This window comes from Mesorhizobium sp. B2-3-7 (assembly GCF_006442695.1).
Taxonomy (GTDB): Bacteria; Pseudomonadota; Alphaproteobacteria; order Rhizobiales; family Rhizobiaceae; genus Mesorhizobium.
The window spans coordinates 74,401-94,325 of record NZ_VFVV01000012.1; the positions used below are offsets into that span (position 1 = coordinate 74,401).

Below are 19,925 nucleotides of genomic sequence, written 5' to 3' on the forward strand. Positions count from 1 at the left end.
GGATCAATGGACTTTCGCTGATGGTTCAAACTTACTCCGCCGCCACCAGACCCGCCATGTCCCGGTTCTTCATCAGCTTGTAGATGATGGAATCCATCAGCGCCTGGAACGAGGCGTCGATGATGTTTTCGGAAACGCCGACCGTCCACCAGCGGGCACCTGTCGCATCATGCGATTCGATCAGAACGCGAGTGATCGCCTCGGTGCCGCCATTGAGGATACGCACCTTGAAGTCGGCGAGTTCCAGATCGGCGATTTCGCCCTGGTATTTGCCGAGATCCTTGCGCAGTGCGATGTCGAGCGCATTGACGGGGCCGTGCCCCTCGGCCACCGACATCTTCTCCTCGCCCTCGACCAGCACCTTGACCACCGCTTCCGACACCGTCTTCAACTGGCCATTGGCATCGAAGCGGCGTTCGATCATGCAACGGAACGAGGTGACGTGGAAGAACTCGGGCAAGCCGTGCAGCACCTTGCGCGCCAGGAGCTCGAAGGAGGCGTCGGCGCCCTCATAGGCATAGCCGGAGGCCTCACGCTCCTTGACCACCGATATCAATGCGTCGAGCCGGTGATCGTCCTTCGGCACATCGATGCCGCGCCGCTTCAGCTCGGCCAGGAAATTGGCCTTGCCGCCCTGGTCGGAAACCATGACGCGGCGGCGGTTGCCAACCGCTTCCGGCGGCACATGCTCGTAGGTCGCAGGTTCCTTGGCGAGCGCCGAAGCGTGGATGCCGGCCTTGGTGGCGAAGGCGGAAGCGCCGACATAGGGCGCCTGCGCCTCCGGAGCGCGGTTCAAGAGTTCGTCGAAGGCGCGCGACAAGCGCGAAATGCCGGTAAGCGCCTCGGCGGAAATCCCCGTCTCGAAACGGTCGGCGAAGGCCGGCTTCAACGCCAGCGTCGGCACGATGGAGATCAGATTGGCGTTGCCGCAGCGTTCGCCAATGCCGTTCAGCGTGCCCTGGATCTGGCGCACGCCCGCTTCGACCGCGGCCAGCGAATTCGCCACCGCCTGACCGGTGTCGTCATGGGCATGGATGCCGAGATGGTCGCCGGGAATGCCCGCGGCGACGACCCTTTCGACGGTTGCGCGTAGTTCCGAGGGCTGCGTGCCGCCATTGGTGTCGCACAGCACCACCCAGCGCGCGCCGGCATCATAAGCGGTCTTGGCGCACGCCAGCGCATAATCCGGATTGGCCTTGAACCCGTCGAAGAAATGCTCGCAATCGACCATCGCCTCCTTCCCCGCGGCAATGGCGGCTTCCACCGAGGCCTTGATGGACTCCAGATTCTCCTCATTGGTGCAGCCGAGCGCCACACGGACATGATAGTCCCAGCTCTTGGCGACAAAGCAGATGGCGTCCGACCGCGACTGGACGAGTGCGGCAAGCCCGGGATCGTTGGAAGCCGACACCCCCGCCCGCTTGGTCATGCCGAAGGCGACGAACTTTGCCTGCGCGGTGCGCTTCTCCCTAAAGAAGGCCGTGTCGGTCGGGTTGGCGCCGGGGTAACCGCCCTCGACATAGTCGAGGCCGAATTCGTCGAGCAGCTTGGCGATGGCGATCTTGTCCTCGACCGAGAAGTCGATACCGGGCGTCTGCTGGCCATCGCGAAGTGTTGTGTCGAAGAGGTAGAGGCGTTGCTTTTTCATCGTCCTGTGGGCGCTTGAACGCCCCCCTCTGGCCTGCCGGACATCTCCCCCTCAAGGGGGGAGATCGGCAGTTCGAATGTCCCGCCATCACCTGCGGCGCTGAAAATTTGCGAAACCCCAGGTGATGGCCAATCTCCCCCCTTGAGGGGGAGATGGCCGGCAGGCCAGAGGGGGGTGAGCGCCGACATCAGTTTTTCCCCACAAACCGATCCGTCGCCCGGATCAGCCGGTCCAATATCCCTGGCTCGGAATAGGCATGGCCGGCACCCTCGATCAGGTGAAAATCCGCCTTCGGCCAGGCCTTGTGCAGCGCCCAGGCGTAGCGTGCCGGGCACGGCATGTCGTAGCGGCCGTGGACGATGGTGCCGGGAATGTCCTTCAACTTCCAGGCATCGCGCAGCAACTGTCCCTCCTCCAGCCAACCGGCATGGACGAAGTAGTGGTTCTCTATGCAGGCGAAGGCGACGGCGTAGTCGTCCTCACCAAACGGTCCGCTGGTCTCCGGCTCGGGCAAAAGCGTGATCGTCTCGCCTTCCCACAGGCTCCAGGCGCGGGCCGCCTCGATCTGCGCGTTTCTGTCGGACCCCACCAGCCGCTTGCGATAGGCGGCCATCAGGTCGCCGCGCTCGGCCTCGGGGATCGGCGCCAGGAAGCGCTCCCACTTGTCGGGAAACATCTCGGAGACGCCGAACTGATAGTACCATTCGAGTTCGGGGCGGGTCACCGTATAGATGCCCCGTACGACGAGCTCACTGACGCGTTGCGGGTGCGTCTCGGCGTAGGCGAGCGCCAGCGTCGAACCCCAGGAACCGCCGAAGACCAGCCATTTGTCGAAGCCGGCCATTTCGCGCAGGCGCTCGATATCGGCGACCAGGTGCCACGTGGTGTTGGCCTCCAGCGAGGCATTCGGCGTCGACTTGCCGCAACCGCGCTGGTCGAACAGGATGACGTCGTAGAGATCGGGATCGAACAGCCGCCGATGCTTTGGCGAGATGGTGCCGCCCGGCCCGCCATGCAGGAATACCGCCGGCTTGGCGCCTTTGGTGCCGGAGCGTTCCCAATAGACCTGGTGGCCGTCGCCGACGTCGAGCATACCGCTCTCGAAAGCTTCGATCTCGGGATAAAGCGTGCGCAGTTCAGAGCTCATAGTTGCAAACCTTTGGACGGCCAGTCCGTCGTTTCATGGTCGGGATGCTGGAAGGAGATGATCTCCTCCTGCCTTGCGTAATAGTCTGGATCCTGGTGGACGGGCTGTTCGAAGATCGTCTCCACCCAAGGCAGCCGCCCGGCGTAATTGACCTGGATCTGCGGCGCCAGGTCGGAGCGATCGTCGAAGGCGCCGATGGCGATCTCCAGGCCGCCGGGCTGGCGGTAGGTCAGCGGCGTGCCGCAGCGGGCGCAGAAACCGCGATCGATGTTGACCGAGGACTGGAAATAGCTCGGCTCCTCACGGGTCCATTCGACGCCGTCCTTCGGCGCTGTCACCAGGGCGCCGAAAAAGGAACCGAACTGTTTCTGGCACATGCGACAGTGGCAGATGGACGGGCGTCCAAGCTTGCCTTTGATGCGGAAGCGCACGGCGCCGCACTGGCAGCCGCCGGTTCGAATGGTCTCGCTCATGATGTTTTCTCCGGCGGCCATTGCTCGGTGTCGTGGTCGGGATGCTGGTAGGAGACAAGCTCTGCCAGATAGGGGGCCGAACCCATATCCGCCATCGTATCCTCGCCCGGCAATTCTGGAATGGAATCGACGTAAGGCAGCTTTGCCTCGGTGCCCCATTGGATGGTCGGCGCGATATCAGCCGGAGCGTCGAAGGCGGCAATCGCCAGCGCCATGCCGTCCGGCGCCTCGAAAGTCAGCGGCGTTCCGCATTCGGCGCAGAACCCACGCCAGGCAGCGTTCGACGAGCGGAAGCGCTTGGGCTCGCCGCGCGTCCAGTCCACCTTGGCGCCGCGCACCGAGACCAGCGGAAGGTAGAAATTGCCGCTCGCCTTCTGGCACATGCGGCAATGGCAGACCGAGGCATCGCCGAGTGCGCCCTCGACGCGAAAGCGCACGGCGCCGCACTGGCAGCCGCCGGTGTAGATCGGCCGGTTGTCGAGGCTCATGGCAGGTCACTCCGCATCATGGCAGACGGCCTCGACATTGTTGCCGTCGGGATCGAACACGAAGGCGCCATAGTAGTCCGCATGATAGTGCGGGCGCAGGCCCGGCCCGCCATTGTCCTTGCCGCCGGCGGCGAGAGCGGCAGCATGGAAAGCATCAACCTCGGCGCGGCTGCGCGCGGTGAAGGCAACGTGCTGGCGGGCCTTTTGGCCCTCCTTGCCTTCCTGGAGCCAGAACACCGGCCGATCGCGGCCGTAGCCACCGACCTTGGCGCCGCCGGTGTATTCCAGCGGCACCATATGGAGCAGCGAGGCCCCAAGCGGCGCCATCGCCTTGTCATAGAAAGCCTTCGAAGCGTCAAAGTCAGCAACGTCGATGCCGAGATGGTCGATCATGGAACGAACTCCTCCGTTGCTGGTTCCGGCATTTCCGCGCCAGCCAGGCCGGCCGCAATCACGATGTGCTGACAGACATTGTCGATATCCCGGATCACGTCATCATTCCAGAAGCGCAGGGCGGTCCAGCCGCTGGATGTCAAGTAGGCGGTCCGTGCCTCGTCGCGTTCCGCGTGCTCAGCGTCTGCATGCTGGCTGCCGTCGACTTCGACGATGAGGCGATGAGCTGAACAAGCAAAGTCCACGATATAGGGGCCGATCGGCACCTGCCGGCGAAAGCTTAGCCCCATCAGCCGATGAGCGCGAAGTTCATTCCATAGCTTTAATTCGGCGTCGGTCATGACGCGACGCATGGACTTTGCGTTCTTGCGCTGGCGTGCGGGAACGAGGTCGTGCCCCATGGCTAGACAACACCACGCTGAAGATTAGCGAAACCGCTGATAGCCGTCATCAAAGCCTCCGCCAACTTTGAAACGATGCTCTGCAGCGCCCTCACCGCTTCACCTCCCACGTTGTCACACGCGCGCCCGTGACCGGGTCCTTGCCGTCCTTCAGTTGCACGCCTTGCGCCAACAACTCGTCGCGGATGCGGTCGGCTTCGGCCCAGTTCCTGGCGGCGATCAATTCCAGGCGCCTGGCGATCGCCTTGGCGAGCGCGGCCTCGTCGACCTTGGCCGCCCCGACATCGAAACCCAGGAAGGCAAGCGCACCCTTCAGCGAGGCCGCTGCGGCGTTTTCGCCATCGCCGCTGAAGTCGACCGCCTCGCCGGCCAACTGGGTCAAAACCTGGAAGGCGGCGTAGGTGGCGAGATCATCCGACAACGCCTGCACGACCTCGTCCGGCAATTGCCCGACCGCCGGCGCCAGATCGGCCGCGCGTTTCCACTTGCGCAGCGTGTTCTCCGCTTCCTCGAGCTTGCGCACGGAAAAGTCGATCGGTTCGCGATAATGGGTCATCAGCATAGCCAGCCTGAGCACCTCGCCGGGCCATTTGCGGCCGCCGAACGTTTCGGTCTCCAGCAGCTCGTTGATCGAGTAAAAATTGCCGAGGCTCTTCGACATCTTCTGCCCTTCGACCTGCAGGAAGCCGTTGTGCATCCAGATGTTGGCCATCACATCGGTGCCGTGCGCGCAGCGTGACTGGGCGATCTCGTTCTCGTGGTGCGGGAAGATCAGGTCGAGACCGCCGCCATGAATATCGAAGACCTCGCCCAGATAGGCGGCGGACATGGCCGAGCATTCGATGTGCCAGCCCGGCCGGCCCCTGCCCCATGGGCTCTGCCAGCCCGGCTCCTCCGGGGACGACAACTTCCACAGCACGAAGTCGCCAGGATTCTTCTTGTGCGCGTCGACTGCAACGCGAGCACCGGCCTGCTGCTCGTCGAGATTTCGCTTCGACAACTGGCCGTAGTCGGGCATCGAAGCGGTGTCGAACAGCACTTCGCCTGCGGCAACATAGGCATGGCCGCGTTTGATCAGGCTTTGAATCAAGGTGATCATGTCTGCCTTGCCGTCGGCACGGGGCTCGACGAACTCGGTGGCGCGCGGCTCGACTGTTGGCTCCAGGCAGCCGAGCGTCGCGACGTCCTTGTGGAATTGGCCCGCGGTCTTCTCCGTCACCCGCCTTATCGCCTCGTTAAGCGACAGTCCGCCGGCTGATATCTCGCCGCCGAAATCGCGCAGCGCGCGTGCATTGATCTTGTCGTCGACATCCGTGATGTTGCGCACATAGGTGACGTGCGTCTCGCCATAGAGATGGCGCAGCAGCCGGAACAGCACGTCGAAGACGATTACGGGCCTGGCATTGCCGATATGGGCGAAGTCGTAGACGGTCGGACCGCAGACATACATGCGCACGTTCAGCGCGTCGATCGGGACGAAATCCTGCTTCGCGCGCGTCAGCGTGTTGTAGAGGCGCAGGCCCTTCGGTGCGTCAGACATTTCATGCCTTTCCGGTTCAGAACTTTTGCCTGGATGAAGCCAGCTCCGCGCCGAGGCGCAAAACGGACTCCAGCCTGCTGGCCGGGGCGTTTGTCCAATCTAGGGGAAGATGAGGCGAAAACGTCCGGACCAGCCCGAAGCTAGCCAATAATGCAAATGCCACAAATGGCGAAAGACGTTTTCATAGGCGGCTTTATCGCCTTGGCCAGTGTTGCCGTCAAGTCGCTTATCCCGAGAAAAACGACGCCAGAACTGGCAAATGCGTCGCCCGATCACACGGAATCAGCCACTGAAACATTTTATTAAACATGTCGGCACAGTCATGAAACATACGCCGGCTAGATCAACCTGCGTCACGATTTGGTCGGATTCGGCCGCCAAACGCAGACACGGAAACGTTATCTGGGAAGAGACACATGCCTCGAAGCAAGCAGGAAGCCAACCGCGCCAAGCAACCAGCGCTGGCAAACCATTATCGCGCAATCGGCCCGGCCGCGATCGTCGCCGCCCTGCTCCACACTGCGAAGAAGAAAAAGCCGGTGCAGAAAATCGTATCGCCCCGCGCTGCCTGAAGCAGTGCGCGATCGGCCCAAGGGTCGGAACGAGGCGCCAAACCGCACCTCGAACAGAGTTCCTGCTAAAACAGCGTCATCTGACTGTCGTCCGCGCCGGGTTTCCGGCGCTTGACCTTCTCGGGCTCGGGCCCGATCTCCCCCTTCTCCTGAATCTCCGGCCCGGTGTTGGCGACCTTGTTGACGAGGTCGGAGACCGGAATCGCTTCGAAGAAGTCGCGTTGCGCCGGCCGCAACAGGTCGGCGACGTCGCGCGGCTCAAGTCCGCGGCAATCGAGCCAGCGGGTGAAGTCTTCAGGTGCGATCACCACGGGCATGCGGTCATGGATATGCGCGATGTCGGCATTGGCCTCGACCGTCAGAATGGCGCCGGTGTCCAACTCCGAGCCGCCCGGTTCCGCATAGGTTTCAACCAGCCCGGCAAAGGCGACCAACTCGCCATGCCGCGGCCTGATCCAGTAAGGCTGCCCCTTCCTGCCGCCCGCCTCTCCGGGCCGCGCCTGGCGCCATTCGTAAAAACCTGATGCCGGCACCAGCGCCCGGCGATGGCGCATGGCGGCTTTGAACGAGGCCTTTTCGATCACGCCTTCGGAGCGTGCGTTGAACAGCAGCGGAAATTCGCCGACATCCTTTACCCAGGCGGGGATCAGGCCCCAGCGCACCAGCATCGGCCGGCGGTCCGGCAGGTTGGAACCCGGCGCCCGCGGCGGGCCTGAGATCGCCATCAGCACCGGCTGCGTCGGCGCTATATTGTAGCGCGTAGGAAACTGCTCCACCTCCGCCAGCCCGAGGAAAGCGGCTGTCTGGTCCGGTGTCGCGGTCAAGGCAAAACGTCCGCACATGTCTATTGGTCCTGATGTCCGGTTTCGAAAGTGGCGATGGAACAGCTGCACTGCAACCGTTAAAGCTGTCCGGCGTCGGCCGGTCCACAACAGGCTGCCGTAAATCAGGGCGATCGGATATCCATGGACGAAGTGCGAAAAGTCATTCCCGCGGTCTCGGTCGCCGTTGTGCGCGGCGACGCCGTGCTTCTGGTCAAGCGGGCGCGACAACCCTCGCAAGGGTTCTATGCATTCCCGGGCGGCAAGGTCGAAGCCGGTGAGACGCTGGAACAGGCGGCACGGCGCGAATTGCTGGAGGAGACGCAATTGCAGGCCGAAAACTACCGACGGCTGCGCGAAATCCTCATCGACGGCACGCTCGACGGGCATCCGGTCGATTACCTGCTGACGGTATTCGGTGCGGCCCATGCCGGCGGCGAGGCCGTGGCCAGCGACGACGCCGAGACCGCCGCCTTCTACACGCTGGCCGAAATGGCTGATCTGCCGCTTGCCGGTTCGGTGCTCGCGGTCGCCGAGGAACTGCTCGGACGGCCGTCGCAAACCCCTGAGCGACCCTGAAATCCGGAATTCGCCCGGCACAATCGCCTTGCAGGCGGCAAATTGTTTGGCCAGATTGACTTATGCGTTGCCTTCCTCTCCTTCTCGCGACATGCCTTGCCGTCAGCCCTGTGGCGGCACGACCGGCGTTCAGCGCCGAGGCACCCTTCGAACCGGGGCTGATGCGGCTGGCGGAGGTTCTGGGGTCGCTGCATTTCCTGCGCAATCTGTGCGGCGAAAAGGGCGACCAGTGGCGCGGCGAGATGCAGAAGCTGCTCGAATCGGAGAACCCGGATCCGCAACGGCGCGCCCGCTTCATCGCCAGCTTCAATCGCGGCTACCGCTCATTCGGCGGCACCTACACGCAATGCACCGCGTCGGCGACCGAAGCCATCGGCCGCTACATGAAGGAAGGCGAGACCCTGTCGCGCGACATCGCCTCGCGCTACGGCAACTAGCGCATATCGCCCAAAGTGCCCTCGCAAGAGCGCATCCGGCCTTCATCAACAGATATCCGGTCCATTGGCGACGACTGCGGGCATATCCAGCTTGTGTCGAGAACTGTCATGGTGCAATCCTTTTGTTGCGCTTATGCAACAGCGTTAATGAAACGTTAGCGCGCGGATGTGGAATTAACTCAAACTGAAGGTTTTCACCCCGCAGGCACGCCTAATCGGCTAAGTTTGACCAGGATTGAATGCAGCTTCGCAAGCGCAACCGGCCTCCTGTAAAGAACGATCAAAAAAATGTCGTATTTACAAAGACTTATTTGCGGCTGCGTGTAAACGGAACAGATCAAGCCTGATCCATCGACGGATCGCTGCTTGCAAGGGTGGACATCGCTTATGGAACATGGTGTCAACGACATCGACGCGCTGGTCAGGGAAGAAAAGCGCCTGACCGCGGTGGAGAGCCACAGCGAGGCCTGGGCCGAAGGTCTTTCGGCAGGCATAGAACCCGAGATCATCGCCGAAGCGGCGCTTGAAACCGCGTTCGGCGAAATGCTGCGCGCCAACGGCGAGACATCGGCCCTTGCCCTGCTCGACCGCATGCGTGAAAAGGTCATTGCTGGCGCCTTCGAACCCGAACGGCTGCGGCACTGAACCGACGTCCGGTTCTTTGACGGCAAATGCCGCTCGGGCATCATGCCCGGAAGCAGGGAGAAACGGGCAGTGGATTTTTCGATGTCAGGCAAGCCGCGCGGCTTGGTCCTTTGCATCTGTTTCGCCGCGTGCAGTGCCGCAATTCCCTTGGTTGCGTGTCTGACAAGCAGCCCCGCTTATGCGCTGAGCGAGATCAAGCGCGAAGAATTCCCGTCGCCGGTCCAACCGATGGTGGACGACGACGTGTCGTCGCCGGGAAGCACCGTGCCGATACCCGATCCGGTCGGAACGCCATCTTCGACCAGCCAGCCAACCACTCCGGACAAGGCCGAGCCGGTCACCCCGCCGAACGGCGACGGTGCCACCAACAGGCCGCGCGTCGATCCCGACGCGCCCACGCCGGAGGTCGTCTACGACCTCGGCAAGCTGCCTGAACCGGTGCGGCGCATGCATGACCTGATCATCGAAGCCTGCGAGAGCGGCGACGTCGAAAGACTGAGGCCTTTGATCGGCAAGGGCGACGGCATGACCCAATTGTCACTGACCGACATAGATGGCGACGCCATTACCTTCCTCAAGGGGCTCTCCGGCGACCAGGATGGCCAGGAGATTCTTGCCATACTGGAGGAGGTGCTCAATGCCGGCTATGTCCATGTCGATGCCGGCACGCCACAAGAGCTCTATGTCTGGCCGTATTTCTTCGCTCTACCCCTGGACAAGCTCGACGCCAGGCAACGGGTCGAGCTGTTCAAGATCGTCACCGCGAGTGACTTCGACGACATGAAGCAGTTCGGCGCCTACATCTTCTACCGCGTCGGCATCACGCCCGCTGGGCAATGGACGTTTTTCGTCGCAGGGGATTGAAACTCGGACACGCGAGTGCCTATTCGTGCGGATCGTCTCGGCGAATGCCTGCATCGGGCCATAGGCGGATAGCTTCATCCCGAAGAGCCGAGATCGCCTTTGTGGCCATGTCGGGATTCATTTGCAGGACTTCGGCAGCGTTGCGTAGCTCGTCCTGGTCCTGAAGCTTGTTTGCGACCCAGGCAACCTTGTTCTGGATATCAGGGCCGTAGGCGGTCTGCGCCTTGACGCGAGCCTGCGCCGGGATGCGTCCATAGATGCCAATCAAGATCCCAAGATCGATGGCATCGCGATATGCGGTCGCGCGATCCTGACACCGATCGGCATTGGCCAGCAGCTTCTCGGCAAACATGTCCGCTGCAACGAGGACGGGCACCTTTAGATCATTGTCGACATGACCTTGAAGTTGGATGCGCCCTTCGCGGATCACTTCGAATTTGATCGGTTGGCCCTGCAATCTTACGATTGTCCTCAAACCATACTGATCGATCTGGAAATCTCGGACGGCTTCGACGGGTTCGGGGAAAAATGCCCTGATCCCTCGTTGGACCGCATGGGTCCGCAATTCACGATAACCATCGGCATCGGCACACAGGAAATCAACATCCAGGGATCGTCGGTACTCGCCGAATTTCATGACAATCGCCGTCCCACCCCCAAACCAGCATTTGTTCGCGGTCAGGAGATGGTGGTCCATCAAGCCGAGAGCCTCAGCGATGATCCGGTGTTCGGGCTTCTTGAATTCCTTCATGATTTCCGCTCGCGTATGTTCTTGTGAATATTCCAGTTGCGGAGAAATCAGGAAGGAAACGAAACTTCAGCCAGTGGTCAAAAGAATGCCCTGGCCGAATTTTTCCGCCAGGTTCTGGATAAGCAGCCTTTCAGATGTTGTAAGGCGCTCTTGATCGACAAACCGCCAGTTGCGCTCGTAGATGGCGAAAGCTTCCTCGGCAGGAATCGGGCGCGTTGCATCGCGGCTCCAGACGAGTGCGTGTAGCTCCGGAAACTCAGCGGGGACAATCATTGGCGTGATATCTGTGCGCATAACCACTCAATTTAGTAGATCGTGCCTAAGAAATCCAATGATGTGAAATAGCTACGCGGAGGGCGCTTCGGAGAACTCCACTGCCCTGCCCTGGCCCGGCGTCACGATCTCGCCCTCCCACATGATGCGCTGGCCTCGAATGACAGTGCCGACCGGCCAGCCGGTGACTTCCTTGCCGTCATAAGGCGTCCAGCCGGCCTTCGAGCCGGCTTGTGCATTGGTGATGGTCTCGCGCCGCTTCATGTCGACAATTGTAAAATCGGCATCATAGCCGGCGGCGATACGGCCTTTCCTGGCCATGCCGAAGATGCGCTGCGGGCCGTGGCTTGAAAGATCGACGAAGCGCTGCAAGGTCAGCCTGCCGGCGTTGACGTGGTCAAGCATGATCGGCACCAGCGTCTGCACCCCGGTCATGCCCGAGGGCGATGCCGGATATGGTTTTGCTTTTTCGGCCAATGTGTGCGGGGCATGGTCGGAACCGAGTACGTCGACAATGCCTTGCGCGATTCCGTGCCAGACGCCGTCGCGATGGCGCGGGGCACGGACGGGCGGGTTCATCTGGATCAGCGTGCCGAGCCGTTTGTAGTCGTCCGCCGACAGTGTCAAATGGTGCGGTGTCGCCTCGCAGGTGGCGACATCCTTGTGCTGTTCGAGGAACAATATCTCCTCGGCCGTGGAGATGTGCAGGACGTGGATGCGGGCACGGGCGGCCCGCGCGACGCGCACCAGCCGCTCGGTGCAGCGCAAGGCGGCGATCTCGTCGCGCCAGACCGGATGCGATGAAGGATCGCCCCCGATGCGCTCGCCAAGGCGTTCGCGCAGCCGGAACTCGTCTTCCGAATGGAAAGCGGCGCGGCGGCGGGTGTTCCTGAGGATCGAGGCGACGCCTTCATCGTCCTCGACCAGCAGGTCGCCGGTGGACGAGCCCATGAAAACCTTTATCCCGGCCGCGCCCGGCAGGCGCTCGAGCTCGGCGACATCGTTGGCGTTGTCGCGGGTGCCGCCGACCCAGAAGGCGAAGTCGCAGTGCATACGGCCGGTGCCGCGTCGGACCTTGTCGGCAAGCGTTTCTTCGCTGGTGGTCAATGGATTGGTGTTGGGCATTTCGAACACGGCGGTGACGCCACCGAGCACCGCCGCCCGAGATCCAGTCTCCAGATCCTCCTTGTGCTCCAGTCCCGGCTCGCGGAAATGCACCTGGCTGTCGACGACGCCCGGAAGGATATGCAGGCCCCGGCAGTCGATCGTCTCGCCGGCCGAGGCTTGGCGCAGATCGCCGATGGCGGCGATGCGCCCATTCTTCACGCCGACATCGCGTTGCCCCTCGCCGTCATGGTTGACCATCATGCCGCCTGTCAGGATGAGGTCGTAGGTGTTGGCCATGCTGATCGATCTCTTGCGGGGGGAGTGTCAGCGGCTTACGTAATGGCCAACCGTTTTGCAAGATCAGGCTTTTATTCGCCCCATGCCCTTTGCCCTGCTGAAAGACCGCGCGCTCATCTCCATCTCCGGCCCTGATGCCGAACACTTCCTGCAGAACATCCTGACCACCGACCTCGACGCGCTCGGCGCCGGCGAGGCAAAACCGGGCGCGCTTTTGACACCGCAAGGCAAGATCCTGTTTGACTTCCTGATCTCACGGGCCGGCGAAAACGCGTTCCGCCTCGAATGCCGCGCCGACATCGCTGACGATTTCGTACGCCGGCTGATGCTGTACAAGTTGCGCGCCAAGGTCGAGATTGCCAAATCCGAACAGACGCTTGTCTCCATTGCCTGGGGAAATGAGTCAGCTCCCTCACAAAAGGATTCAACCGTGCTGGCCGACCGGCGCTTTCGCGATGAAAGCGTCACCCGCTCCTATGGCAGCGCTCAAGAGACTGACGACGGTGCCGCATGGCAGGCCTTGCGCATCGCGCATGGCATTGCCGAGAGCGGCACCGACTACCAGCTCGGCGACGCCTTCCCGCATGACGTGCTGCTCGACGAGACCGGTGGCGTCGGCTTCAGGAAAGGCTGCTATGTCGGCCAGGAGGTCGTCTCGCGCATGCAGCATCGTGGCACGGCAAGGCGGCGGGTGCTGATCGTCAGGGCCGAACGGGCCTTGCCTGAGGCCGGCGCCGAATTGACCGTCGACGGGCGATCGGTGGGCACTCTCGGCTCGAATGCCGGCACGATCGGCCTCGGCATCGCCCGTATCGACAGGGTCAAGACAGCGCTCGACGCCGGCCAGCCGATCCTGGCCGGAGACGTGCCGGTTACGGTTGCCATTCCACCTTTCGCCAAATTCAGCTTTCCCCAGGAAGCCGCCGGCACGGAGGAGGCCTGATGGCGGCCGACCGCATCGGTGCGCCGCCACGCGCCTGGCAGCGCATGCTGTCCGGCCGCCGGCTCGACTTGCTCGACCCCTCACCCCTCGATATCGAGATTTCGGACATCGCCCACGGGCTCGCCCGCGTCGCGCGCTGGAACGGCCAGACCCGCGGCGAGCACGCCTTCTCGGTCGCCCAGCATTCGTTGCTGGTGGAAGCGCTGTTTTGCGACCTGATGCCCGATGCGCCGGCGGACGCCCGGCTTGTGGCATTGCTGCACGATGCGCCCGAATATGTAATCGGCGACATGATCTCGCCGTTCAAATCGGTGATGGGCGGCAGTTATAAGGACTGTGAACTGCGCTTGCAGCGCGCCATCCATCTGCGCTTCTCGCTACCGCCGGAACCAGGCGCCGGCCTGCGCAAGGAGATCAAGCGCGCGGACCAGATCGCCGCCTATTTCGAGGCAACGCTGCTCGCCGGCTTTTCGACCGCGGAGGCGACCGAGTTCTTCGGTCGTCCACGCGGCTTCAGTGCCGAGCGCTTCGATTTCACGCCGCGCTCGGTAACCTGGGCACAGAATGCCTTCCTGAAGCGTTTTTCCGCGATCGAGAAGTCGCGGCGCAAGGTTGCTACGGCGGTAGGGTAGAAAACGCTAAATTAACCGGAACAGCCGACAGTGCGGTGTTCGATCACGAGCCGCAGGCACGCCTCATGCCCGTCGTTGACGACAAGGATGGTTCGACCGTCCCTGAACAGGGGGCCGAAGGCGTGGATCGTCGTGATATGGAAGACGAACTGCGCGAACAAAACGAACGCTTTTCGGCCGCCGTCGAGAACATGTCGCATGGTCTTTGCATGTTCGACGCCGACGAGCGCATGATCATCTGCAACGGCAACTATATCAACATCTTCTGCCTCGACGCCAACGTGGCGCAGCCGGGCATCCATTTCATCGACATCCTGCGGCACAGCGTCGATGTCGGCATCGCCTCGCAAAGCGCCGAAGAACTTTACGCCATCCGCAAGCCCTATATCGATGGAGCGAAACCCTCGACCTATGAGGAGGCGCTCTCTGATGGACGCATCATCAGCATCTCGCACCGGCCATTGGCATCGGGCGGCTGGGTTTCGATCTACGAAGACATCACCGAGCAGCGGCGCGCCGAACAGGATCTCAAGGAACAGCATCGCCGCTTCGACGCGGCGCTCGAGAACATGTCGCAGGGCCTGCTGATGTATGACGCCGGCGGCAGGCTGATCGTACGCAATCAGCGCATCCTGGAGCTTTATGGTGTGACCGAGATGGATCTGCCGCTCGGCATGACTCACCGCGAACTCCTCGAACGGCTGGTGCGCCTTGGGGTCTATGCGCCCATAGATGTCGAGGACGAAGTTTCGAGGACCGAGGCTCGCGTGCTGGCCGGCCAGACGCGGTCGACCCCCCGCCGGCTCGCCGACGGACGAACGCTGATGGTTGCCCGCCGGCCGATGAGCGGCGGCGGCTGGGTCGCCACTTTCGATGACGTGACCGAGAGCAGGCTTGCCGAGGAGCGCATGACCCATCTTGCGCATCACGACGTGCTGACCGGGTTGCCCAATCGCTCGGTGTTTCGCGACCGGCTCGACCGGGCACTGGAGGATGCGGCCGCGGGACCGCTGGCAATCTTCTCGCTCGACCTCGACCGCTTCAAGGTCGTCAACGATACGCTGGGACATCCGGCTGGCGACCGGCTGCTGAAAGGCGTGGCCGCAAGACTGCTGCGCTGCGTGGACAACGACGCAGATATCGTCGCCCGTTTTGGCGGCGACGAGTTCGTGATCGTCCAATTCAACGTCGAGGGCCTGGCGAGCGCGGAAAAACTGGCGAAACGCATTGTCGAGGCCATCGCCAAACCATTTCATGACAAGAGCCGGGACATGCATGTTGGCGTCAGCGTTGGCATCGCGCTTTCTCCCGGCGATGGCAGGGACGCCGATACATTGCTGACAAACGCCGACATGGCGCTCTACCGGGCAAAAAGCGAAGGGCGCAACCTGTACCGTTTCTTCGAGCCCGGCATGGATGCCACGGTGCGCGCGCGCCGGGCGCTCGAAGCCGATCTCGATACGGCGCTGCCGAGCCGGGAATTCGATCTCGATTTCCAACCGATCATGGCCATAGCTTCGGGCGAGATTGTCGGCGCCGAGGCCCTGATGCGCTGGCATTCGCCGTCGCGCGGCACTGTGGCGCCGGACGAATTCATTCCGGTCGCCGAGGAAACCGGGCTGATCGTGCCGCTTGGCGAATGGGCGCTGAGAAAGGCCTGTGCGACGGCGGCAGCCTGGCCACCTGGCCTGCGCATTGCGGTCAATGTCTCCGCCGTGCAGCTCAAAAGCGGCGGCTTTGCTCGCAGCGTCATCTCCGCCCTGGCCTTTTCAGGCGTGCCGGCCGGACGACTGGAACTGGAGATCACCGAAACCGTGCTGATGGACGAGAGCAAAGCCGTCCTGAAGACGCTGCGACAGTTGCGTGAACTCGGCATCCGCATCGCGCTCGACGACTTTGGCACCGGCTATTCCTCACTCGGCTATCTCAGGCGCTTTCCCGTCGACAAGATCAAGATCGATCGTTCCTTCATCTCCGACATCGGCAATCTCGACACCGCAGCGATCGTGCGCACCATCATCGGACTGGGCGCCGAACTGGGCATCACCGTCACCGCCGAAGGCGTAGAAACCGAAGCACAGCTCGACATGCTGCGCCGAAACGGCTGCGTGGAGGCGCAAGGCTATCTGATCGGCGTGCCGTCAAAGGCGGCGGAGATTCAGCACCTGTTGAAATCGAGCGCGGTGCGCAGCCAGACCGGCTGACGCCATAAATCAGCGCAGCGTCTCGATGTATTTTTCATGGAAGCCGATATAACCCGGCTCGACAACCTTCAGATGCCGCTCGATCAGCGCATGAAACTCCGGCAACCGGTGGAAGGGCACGCCCGGATAGGCGTGATGCTCGGCATGGAAGGGCATGTTCCAGGCAAGCTTGCGCACAGCCCAGTTGGTCAGCGTCGTCCTGGTATTCTCCAGCATGTTTGCGACGAAGGGGCAGCGGCCATGCTCGGCCAGCAGATAGAGCCGCAGGAACGGCTGGCCGAGCAGCGCGGGAAAGATCCAGACATGGAGCAGCACCTTCGCCTTGAACCACAGCGCGAGCATCAGCACGACGGCGTAGAAGGCAATCATCGCGCGCGCCTCGGCGCGTACCTTCGGACGCCCCTTGGGGGGCACGTAGCTGTCCTGGCAACGTCCCACAGCATTGGCGTAGAGCGTCTTCAAATGCCCCAACCACACTGGAAGTCCGGAAACGTGGACCAGGTACTGCCGCCAGGTTTCCGGCTTCGGGAAAGCCAGTTCCGGATCGCGTTCGGGATCCTGTGTGAAACGGTGATGGGCGAAATGGAAATAGCGGAACCAGTCGGCCGGCAGCGCGATCGCCAGGCTGCAGACACGCGCGACTGCGTCGTTCAGCCATTGCCTTTCGAAAGCCGTGCGATGCACCGTCTCATGCAGCAGCGTGAACAGGAACACGATCAGTATGCCTTGCGGCAGCATCAGCAGCGGCCAGAACGGCACCTTGGCGGCGATCAACGATCCGAGGAGCAGGATCGCGCCGAGGTGGAAAGCGAGCTGAACAAGGCCGGGCCCATCCGACTTGCCGGTTAGCCGGCTGCGCTCCTCATTCGTCAGCGAGGCGATCACGTCACGATGATCCATAGGGGCATTCCGGCTGATTGAATTCATTCGGTCAGCATACCCCAGCAAGAAACCTTTCTAACAACGAGGATTTCTGCAATATAGATAAGCTGAGCTTATCTTTTTGGTCACCGCCATGGTTGCACTGCCATCGTTGCGAGGTCTTCAGGCCTTCGAGGCGGCTGCGCGCACCGGCAGCTTCGCCGCGGCGGCGGAAGAGCTATCGGTCTCGGCCGCCGCAGTCAGCCAGCTCATCCGCATCGTCGAGGAGCAAGTTGGCCGCAAGCTCTTCCACCGCGCCAACCGGCGTGTCGTCCTGAGCGAGGCTGGCGTCGAGATGCTGCCTCGATTGACCATGGCCTTCCAGGAAATCGGCAGCGTCTCGCGCCAGCTTGCAGGCGATGCGTTCCGCCCGCGGCTCGTTGTCTCGGTCCCTCCGTCCATGGCCATGGGCTGGCTTTCCGAGCGCCTTGCCGGCTTCATCGCCATCCACGGTGCCGTCGACATATCTCTCAGGGGCGATGACGACCCGGTGTCGTTCGACCGCGACCTGATCGACGTCAGGCTCTCCTACGGTCCGCACTATCGTGAGCACCCGATCGAGGACATTGTCCAGGACGCGGTCTATCCCGTCTGCGCGCCAAAGCTTGCCAGCGTGCTGAAGGCGGATGGCGGTCCGCTCGCCGGGCTGCCCCTGATCCACACCGACTGGGGACCGACCGGCGCATCCTTTCCCTCATGGCGCAGCTGGTTCGAGGCGGCCGGCATCGCGCCTGGGCGCGGCATTCAGCGCGGCCTATCGGCAAACTCCTCGCGCGCGGCGCTCGACCTCGCCATTTCGGGACTGGGCGTGGCGCTGGCGCAAGGGATCTATTGCGCCGAGGCCGTGGAGGACGGCCGGCTGGTCCGGCCTGTCGCCAAGGCGATTGCGCTGCGCCAGCCCTATTGCCTGACGATTCCGCAGCGGAGCGCAAGAAGGGACGTCGTGGCGGCGTTCCGTGACTGGCTGGTCGATGAATGCCAGCGCGCGGTGGGCTCGCCGGCGCTCCGCTGAGCCGGCAAGCGGCGATGGTCAGAGGTGCCCGCTCAATGCCTCGACCATGTCCTTGTTCGCCGCCACGGCACGATCTCGAACTCCACCAGATCCGCCCACTCGATCACCCAGCGCTGCAGCAGCGTGACGTCGTCGGTCTCCACCAGCAGGAAACAGCGGCTCATGTCCGCCGCGATCCAGCTATGGTGCACCAGAAGCTCCTCGGGGTTCAGGCGACCGTAATCGCGGAAGCGGCGGTAGATCTCCTTGCGGTCGCAGCCGCGAAAATCCTCGGTCACCAAAAACAGCATCTCTGCCCCAATCGGATAATTATCGGCCCGGCCGCTCCAAACGTTCCAGGAACCATTGCGTCAGCCGTACCCAGACCTCGTCCTTCTCGCCGGAGTCCTCCCAGCCATGATCGAGGTTGGGATTGTCGTTGACCTCGATGACGAAGACGCCGTCCTTGGTCTCCTTGAGGTCGACGCCGTAGAGGCCGTCGCCGATGCAGCGCGCCGCCTTGACTGCCGTCTCGACGACATGGGGCGGCGTCTCCTTCAGCGTGAAGGTCTTGATGCCGCCCTGGTCGGGCTTGCCGCTGGCCTTGTGGTTGACGATCTGCCAGTGCTTCTTGGCCATTAGGTAATGTACGGCAAACAGCGGTTGGCCGCCGAGCACGCCGACACGCCAGTCATATTCGGTCGGGATGAATTTCTGCGCGATCAGAAGATCGGAATCCTCCAGCCATTCGGTGGCGAGTGTCTTCAATTCCTCGAAATTGGCGCATTTCTTGACGCCGCGCGAGAAGGAGGAATCCGGGATTTTCAGCACCAGCGGAAAACCCAGCGTCTGCGCCGCGAGTTCAAGGTCGGAAGTGCCGGCTATCATCACGGTCGGCGGAACCGGCACCTTGTTGTAGGCCATCAGCTCGTTGAGATAGACCTTGTTGGTGCAGCGGATCATCGACAGCGGGTCGTCGATGACCGGCATGCCTTCCTGCTGGGCGCGGCGCGCGAAACGATAGGTATGGTTGGAGATCGAGGTGGTTTCGCGGATGAACAGCGCGTCGTAATTGGCGAGCTTGGCGAGGTCCCTCTTGGTGATCGGCTCGATTTCGACGCCCATCTTTTCGGCGATCCTGGCCCAGTAGCGCAGCGAGGAGATTTCCGAGGGCGGCAATTCCTCATGCGGATCGACCAGCGTGGCGAAAGTGTAGCGCGCCGGCGTGCGGCCCTTGGTGTCGCGCCATTCGCGATTGGTATAGGTGTCCAGGCATTGCAGGAAGAAGCTCTCCTCCTCCTCGGTCATGCGCGCCAGGGGATGAAAGCCGATCTTGCGGATCGAGGCCCATTCGGCACTATCCTTGATGTGGACCTCGAGCGCCGGCGCGCGGAACCAGTCGAACAGGAGCTTGGCGAATCGGTCCCACACCTTGGACGGGCCAATGCCGAAGAAGATGCAGACCTTCGCCGGAAAAGCGCCGCCAAGATCCTTACGGCACTTGTTGAGCGCCAGTTCCAGTTCGGGCAGCGCATGTTCGTAAAGCTTGCGCTCCGACAGATCGATCATGGTTTCGACGGTCGGGATGACCTTGTGGCCGCGCGAACCCGCCAGCAGAGAGGCATAATAGCCGCGGCTCTGGTAGCCGTAATTGTTCGACAGGTTGATGACTTTGGGACGCTGGCCGCGAAACAGCGCCGGATGCGCGAGATAGTCGCGGTTCGTGATAATCTTGTGCGGTGTCGCCACCTGGTCGAGATCGCTCTGCCGGCCAGTTAAGATAACCCAGGTCATTGTT

The 19,925-nt window shown here is 62.4% G+C and carries 23 protein-coding genes; 9 read left to right on the plus strand and 14 right to left on the minus strand.

Annotated features, from left to right (window positions below):
- Positions 1-31: 31 nt before the first annotated feature.
- From cimA to cysS, 7 genes are all read right to left on the minus strand, one after another.
- Positions 32-1,648: a citramalate synthase gene (gene cimA / locus FJ940_RS22300; protein ID WP_140657951.1), complete on the minus strand. Its 1,617-nt coding sequence runs from the start codon at positions 1,646-1,648 to the stop codon at positions 32-34.
- Positions 1,649-1,835: 187 nt separating this feature from the next.
- Positions 1,836-2,795: a prolyl aminopeptidase gene (gene pip, locus FJ940_RS22310; RefSeq protein ID WP_140559468.1), complete on the minus strand. Its 960-nt coding sequence runs from the start codon at positions 2,793-2,795 to the stop codon at positions 1,836-1,838.
- Positions 2,792-3,268, minus strand: a complete 477-nt coding sequence (locus FJ940_RS22315) for a GFA family protein (protein WP_140559467.1) — start codon at positions 3,266-3,268, stop codon at positions 2,792-2,794. The genes pip and FJ940_RS22315 overlap by 4 nt, the downstream gene beginning before the upstream one ends.
- Positions 3,265-3,756 carry a GFA family protein gene (locus tag FJ940_RS22320; protein ID WP_140494536.1) on the minus strand — a complete coding sequence of 164 codons (492 nt, stop codon included), beginning with the start codon at positions 3,754-3,756 and terminating at the stop codon, positions 3,265-3,267. The genes FJ940_RS22315 and FJ940_RS22320 overlap by 4 nt, the downstream gene beginning before the upstream one ends.
- Positions 3,757-3,762: 6 nt before the next feature.
- Positions 3,763-4,149: a VOC family protein gene (locus FJ940_RS22325; protein WP_140580914.1), complete on the minus strand. Its 387-nt coding sequence runs from the start codon at positions 4,147-4,149 to the stop codon at positions 3,763-3,765.
- A complete protein-coding gene (locus FJ940_RS22330; RefSeq protein ID WP_140624536.1) occupies positions 4,146-4,550 on the minus strand; it encodes an endonuclease domain-containing protein in 405 nt (134 codons plus the stop codon). The genes FJ940_RS22325 and FJ940_RS22330 overlap by 4 nt, the downstream gene beginning before the upstream one ends.
- A gap of 91 nt (positions 4,551-4,641) precedes the next feature.
- Positions 4,642-6,090: a cysteine--tRNA ligase gene (gene cysS / locus FJ940_RS22335; protein ID WP_140657953.1), complete on the minus strand. Its 1,449-nt coding sequence runs from the start codon at positions 6,088-6,090 to the stop codon at positions 4,642-4,644.
- Positions 6,091-6,506: 416 nt separating this feature from the next.
- Between cysS and FJ940_RS22340 the strand changes: the two genes are divergently transcribed.
- Positions 6,507-6,662 carry a hypothetical protein gene (locus FJ940_RS22340; RefSeq protein WP_140494544.1) on the plus strand — a complete coding sequence of 52 codons (156 nt, stop codon included), beginning with the start codon at positions 6,507-6,509 and terminating at the stop codon, positions 6,660-6,662.
- A 65-nt stretch (positions 6,663-6,727) separates the two neighbouring features.
- On the opposite strand, the gene FJ940_RS22345 is transcribed toward FJ940_RS22340, so the two are convergent.
- A complete protein-coding gene (locus FJ940_RS22345; RefSeq protein WP_140565025.1) occupies positions 6,728-7,504 on the minus strand; it encodes an SOS response-associated peptidase in 777 nt (258 codons plus the stop codon).
- Between the two features lie 123 nt (positions 7,505-7,627).
- On the opposite strand from FJ940_RS22345, the gene FJ940_RS22350 reads away from it, so the two are divergent.
- The 4 genes from FJ940_RS22350 to FJ940_RS22365 all read left to right on the plus strand — a co-directional run bounded on the left by FJ940_RS22350 (position 7,628) and on the right by FJ940_RS22365 (position 10,008).
- Positions 7,628-8,062 (plus strand): NUDIX domain-containing protein, encoded by a 435-nt coding sequence (locus FJ940_RS22350; protein ID WP_140494548.1) that lies wholly within the window; start codon positions 7,628-7,630, stop codon positions 8,060-8,062.
- Positions 8,063-8,124: 62 nt separating this feature from the next.
- Positions 8,125-8,499, plus strand: a complete 375-nt coding sequence (locus FJ940_RS22355) for a TIGR02301 family protein (protein ID WP_140494550.1) — start codon at positions 8,125-8,127, stop codon at positions 8,497-8,499.
- Positions 8,500-8,886: 387 nt separating this feature from the next.
- Complete coding sequence (locus FJ940_RS22360; protein WP_008874920.1) at positions 8,887-9,144, plus strand: hypothetical protein; 258 nt, start codon at positions 8,887-8,889, stop codon at positions 9,142-9,144.
- Between the two features lie 69 nt (positions 9,145-9,213).
- Positions 9,214-10,008, plus strand: coding sequence for a hypothetical protein (locus tag FJ940_RS22365; RefSeq protein WP_181165139.1), 795 nt, complete (start codon positions 9,214-9,216; stop codon positions 10,006-10,008).
- A gap of 19 nt (positions 10,009-10,027) precedes the next feature.
- Here the strand turns inward: FJ940_RS22365 and FJ940_RS22370 are convergent, their stop codons facing one another.
- The 3 genes from FJ940_RS22370 to FJ940_RS22380 all read right to left on the minus strand — a co-directional run bounded on the left by FJ940_RS22370 (position 10,028) and on the right by FJ940_RS22380 (position 12,436).
- The gene (locus FJ940_RS22370; RefSeq protein ID WP_140633375.1) at positions 10,028-10,759 is read right to left on the minus strand and encodes a nucleotidyl transferase AbiEii/AbiGii toxin family protein; all 732 of its coding nucleotides are present in this window, start codon (positions 10,757-10,759) and stop codon (positions 10,028-10,030) included.
- Positions 10,760-10,825: 66 nt separating this feature from the next.
- Complete coding sequence (locus tag FJ940_RS22375; RefSeq protein WP_140580909.1) at positions 10,826-11,053, minus strand: hypothetical protein; 228 nt, start codon at positions 11,051-11,053, stop codon at positions 10,826-10,828.
- A 51-nt stretch (positions 11,054-11,104) separates the two neighbouring features.
- Positions 11,105-12,436, minus strand: a complete 1,332-nt coding sequence (locus FJ940_RS22380) for a dihydroorotase (protein WP_140657955.1) — start codon at positions 12,434-12,436, stop codon at positions 11,105-11,107.
- An 82-nt stretch (positions 12,437-12,518) separates the two neighbouring features.
- On the opposite strand from FJ940_RS22380, the gene FJ940_RS22385 reads away from it, so the two are divergent.
- From FJ940_RS22385 to FJ940_RS22395, 3 genes are all read left to right on the plus strand, one after another.
- Positions 12,519-13,379, plus strand: coding sequence for a folate-binding protein YgfZ (locus tag FJ940_RS22385; RefSeq protein WP_140624531.1), 861 nt, complete (start codon positions 12,519-12,521; stop codon positions 13,377-13,379).
- Positions 13,379-14,011 carry an HD family hydrolase gene (locus FJ940_RS22390; protein ID WP_140624530.1) on the plus strand — a complete coding sequence of 211 codons (633 nt, stop codon included), beginning with the start codon at positions 13,379-13,381 and terminating at the stop codon, positions 14,009-14,011. Before FJ940_RS22385 ends, FJ940_RS22390 begins: the two co-directional genes overlap by 1 nt.
- A gap of 65 nt (positions 14,012-14,076) precedes the next feature.
- Positions 14,077-16,215, plus strand: coding sequence for an EAL domain-containing protein (locus FJ940_RS22395; RefSeq protein ID WP_140657957.1), 2,139 nt, complete (start codon positions 14,077-14,079; stop codon positions 16,213-16,215).
- A gap of 9 nt (positions 16,216-16,224) precedes the next feature.
- On the opposite strand, the gene FJ940_RS22400 is transcribed toward FJ940_RS22395, so the two are convergent.
- Positions 16,225-17,115, minus strand: coding sequence for a fatty acid desaturase family protein (locus tag FJ940_RS22400; protein ID WP_140520680.1), 891 nt, complete (start codon positions 17,113-17,115; stop codon positions 16,225-16,227).
- A 115-nt stretch (positions 17,116-17,230) separates the two neighbouring features.
- Here FJ940_RS22400 and FJ940_RS22405 point away from each other — a divergent pair, with 115 nt between their 5' ends.
- Positions 17,231-18,148 (plus strand): LysR substrate-binding domain-containing protein, encoded by a 918-nt coding sequence (locus tag FJ940_RS22405; RefSeq protein ID WP_140520681.1) that lies wholly within the window; start codon positions 17,231-17,233, stop codon positions 18,146-18,148.
- 32 nt (positions 18,149-18,180) lie between these two features.
- Here FJ940_RS22405 and FJ940_RS22410 read toward each other — a convergent pair whose 3' ends face one another.
- Positions 18,181-18,438 carry a DUF3303 family protein gene (locus tag FJ940_RS22410; protein ID WP_246671087.1) on the minus strand — a complete coding sequence of 86 codons (258 nt, stop codon included), beginning with the start codon at positions 18,436-18,438 and terminating at the stop codon, positions 18,181-18,183.
- 19 nt (positions 18,439-18,457) lie between these two features.
- Complete coding sequence (locus tag FJ940_RS22415; RefSeq protein ID WP_140494569.1) at positions 18,458-19,921, minus strand: RimK family protein; 1,464 nt, start codon at positions 19,919-19,921, stop codon at positions 18,458-18,460.
- Between the last annotated feature and the right edge of the window lie 4 nt (positions 19,922-19,925).

Bases quoted from the DNA above. Each gene is read 5' to 3' on its own strand.
- FJ940_RS22405 (WP_140520681.1), top strand. From the start codon at position 17,231: ATGGTTGCACTGCCATCGTTGCGAGGTCTTCAGGCCTTCGAGGCGGCT.
- FJ940_RS22380 (WP_140657955.1), bottom strand. From the start codon at position 12,436: ATGGCCAACACCTACGACCTCATCCTGACAGGCGGCATGATGGTCAAC.
- FJ940_RS22355 (WP_140494550.1), top strand. From the start codon at position 8,125: ATGCGTTGCCTTCCTCTCCTTCTCGCGACATGCCTTGCCGTCAGCCCT.
- FJ940_RS22320 (WP_140494536.1), bottom strand. From the start codon at position 3,756: ATGAGCCTCGACAACCGGCCGATCTACACCGGCGGCTGCCAGTGCGGC.
- FJ940_RS22385 (WP_140624531.1), top strand. From the start codon at position 12,519: ATGCCCTTTGCCCTGCTGAAAGACCGCGCGCTCATCTCCATCTCCGGC.
- FJ940_RS22370 (WP_140633375.1), bottom strand. From the start codon at position 10,759: ATGAAGGAATTCAAGAAGCCCGAACACCGGATCATCGCTGAGGCTCTC.
- FJ940_RS22330 (WP_140624536.1), bottom strand. From the start codon at position 4,550: ATGGGGCACGACCTCGTTCCCGCACGCCAGCGCAAGAACGCAAAGTCC.
- FJ940_RS22340 (WP_140494544.1), top strand. From the start codon at position 6,507: ATGCCTCGAAGCAAGCAGGAAGCCAACCGCGCCAAGCAACCAGCGCTG.
- FJ940_RS22325 (WP_140580914.1), bottom strand. From the start codon at position 4,149: ATGATCGACCATCTCGGCATCGACGTTGCTGACTTTGACGCTTCGAAG.
- pip (WP_140559468.1), bottom strand. From the start codon at position 2,795: ATGAGCTCTGAACTGCGCACGCTTTATCCCGAGATCGAAGCTTTCGAG.
- FJ940_RS22415 (WP_140494569.1), bottom strand. From the start codon at position 19,921: ATGACCTGGGTTATCTTAACTGGCCGGCAGAGCGATCTCGACCAGGTG.
- FJ940_RS22410 (WP_246671087.1), bottom strand. From the start codon at position 18,438: ATGCTGTTTTTGGTGACCGAGGATTTTCGCGGCTGCGACCGCAAGGAG.
- FJ940_RS22345 (WP_140565025.1), bottom strand. From the start codon at position 7,504: ATGTGCGGACGTTTTGCCTTGACCGCGACACCGGACCAGACAGCCGCT.
- FJ940_RS22350 (WP_140494548.1), top strand. From the start codon at position 7,628: ATGGACGAAGTGCGAAAAGTCATTCCCGCGGTCTCGGTCGCCGTTGTG.
- cysS (WP_140657953.1), bottom strand. From the start codon at position 6,090: ATGTCTGACGCACCGAAGGGCCTGCGCCTCTACAACACGCTGACGCGC.
- FJ940_RS22360 (WP_008874920.1), top strand. From the start codon at position 8,887: ATGGAACATGGTGTCAACGACATCGACGCGCTGGTCAGGGAAGAAAAG.
- cimA (WP_140657951.1), bottom strand. From the start codon at position 1,648: ATGAAAAAGCAACGCCTCTACCTCTTCGACACAACACTTCGCGATGGC.
- FJ940_RS22400 (WP_140520680.1), bottom strand. From the start codon at position 17,115: ATGGATCATCGTGACGTGATCGCCTCGCTGACGAATGAGGAGCGCAGC.
- FJ940_RS22375 (WP_140580909.1), bottom strand. From the start codon at position 11,053: ATGCGCACAGATATCACGCCAATGATTGTCCCCGCTGAGTTTCCGGAG.
- FJ940_RS22395 (WP_140657957.1), top strand. From the start codon at position 14,077: ATGCCCGTCGTTGACGACAAGGATGGTTCGACCGTCCCTGAACAGGGG.
- FJ940_RS22315 (WP_140559467.1), bottom strand. From the start codon at position 3,268: ATGAGCGAGACCATTCGAACCGGCGGCTGCCAGTGCGGCGCCGTGCGC.
- FJ940_RS22390 (WP_140624530.1), top strand. From the start codon at position 13,379: ATGGCGGCCGACCGCATCGGTGCGCCGCCACGCGCCTGGCAGCGCATG.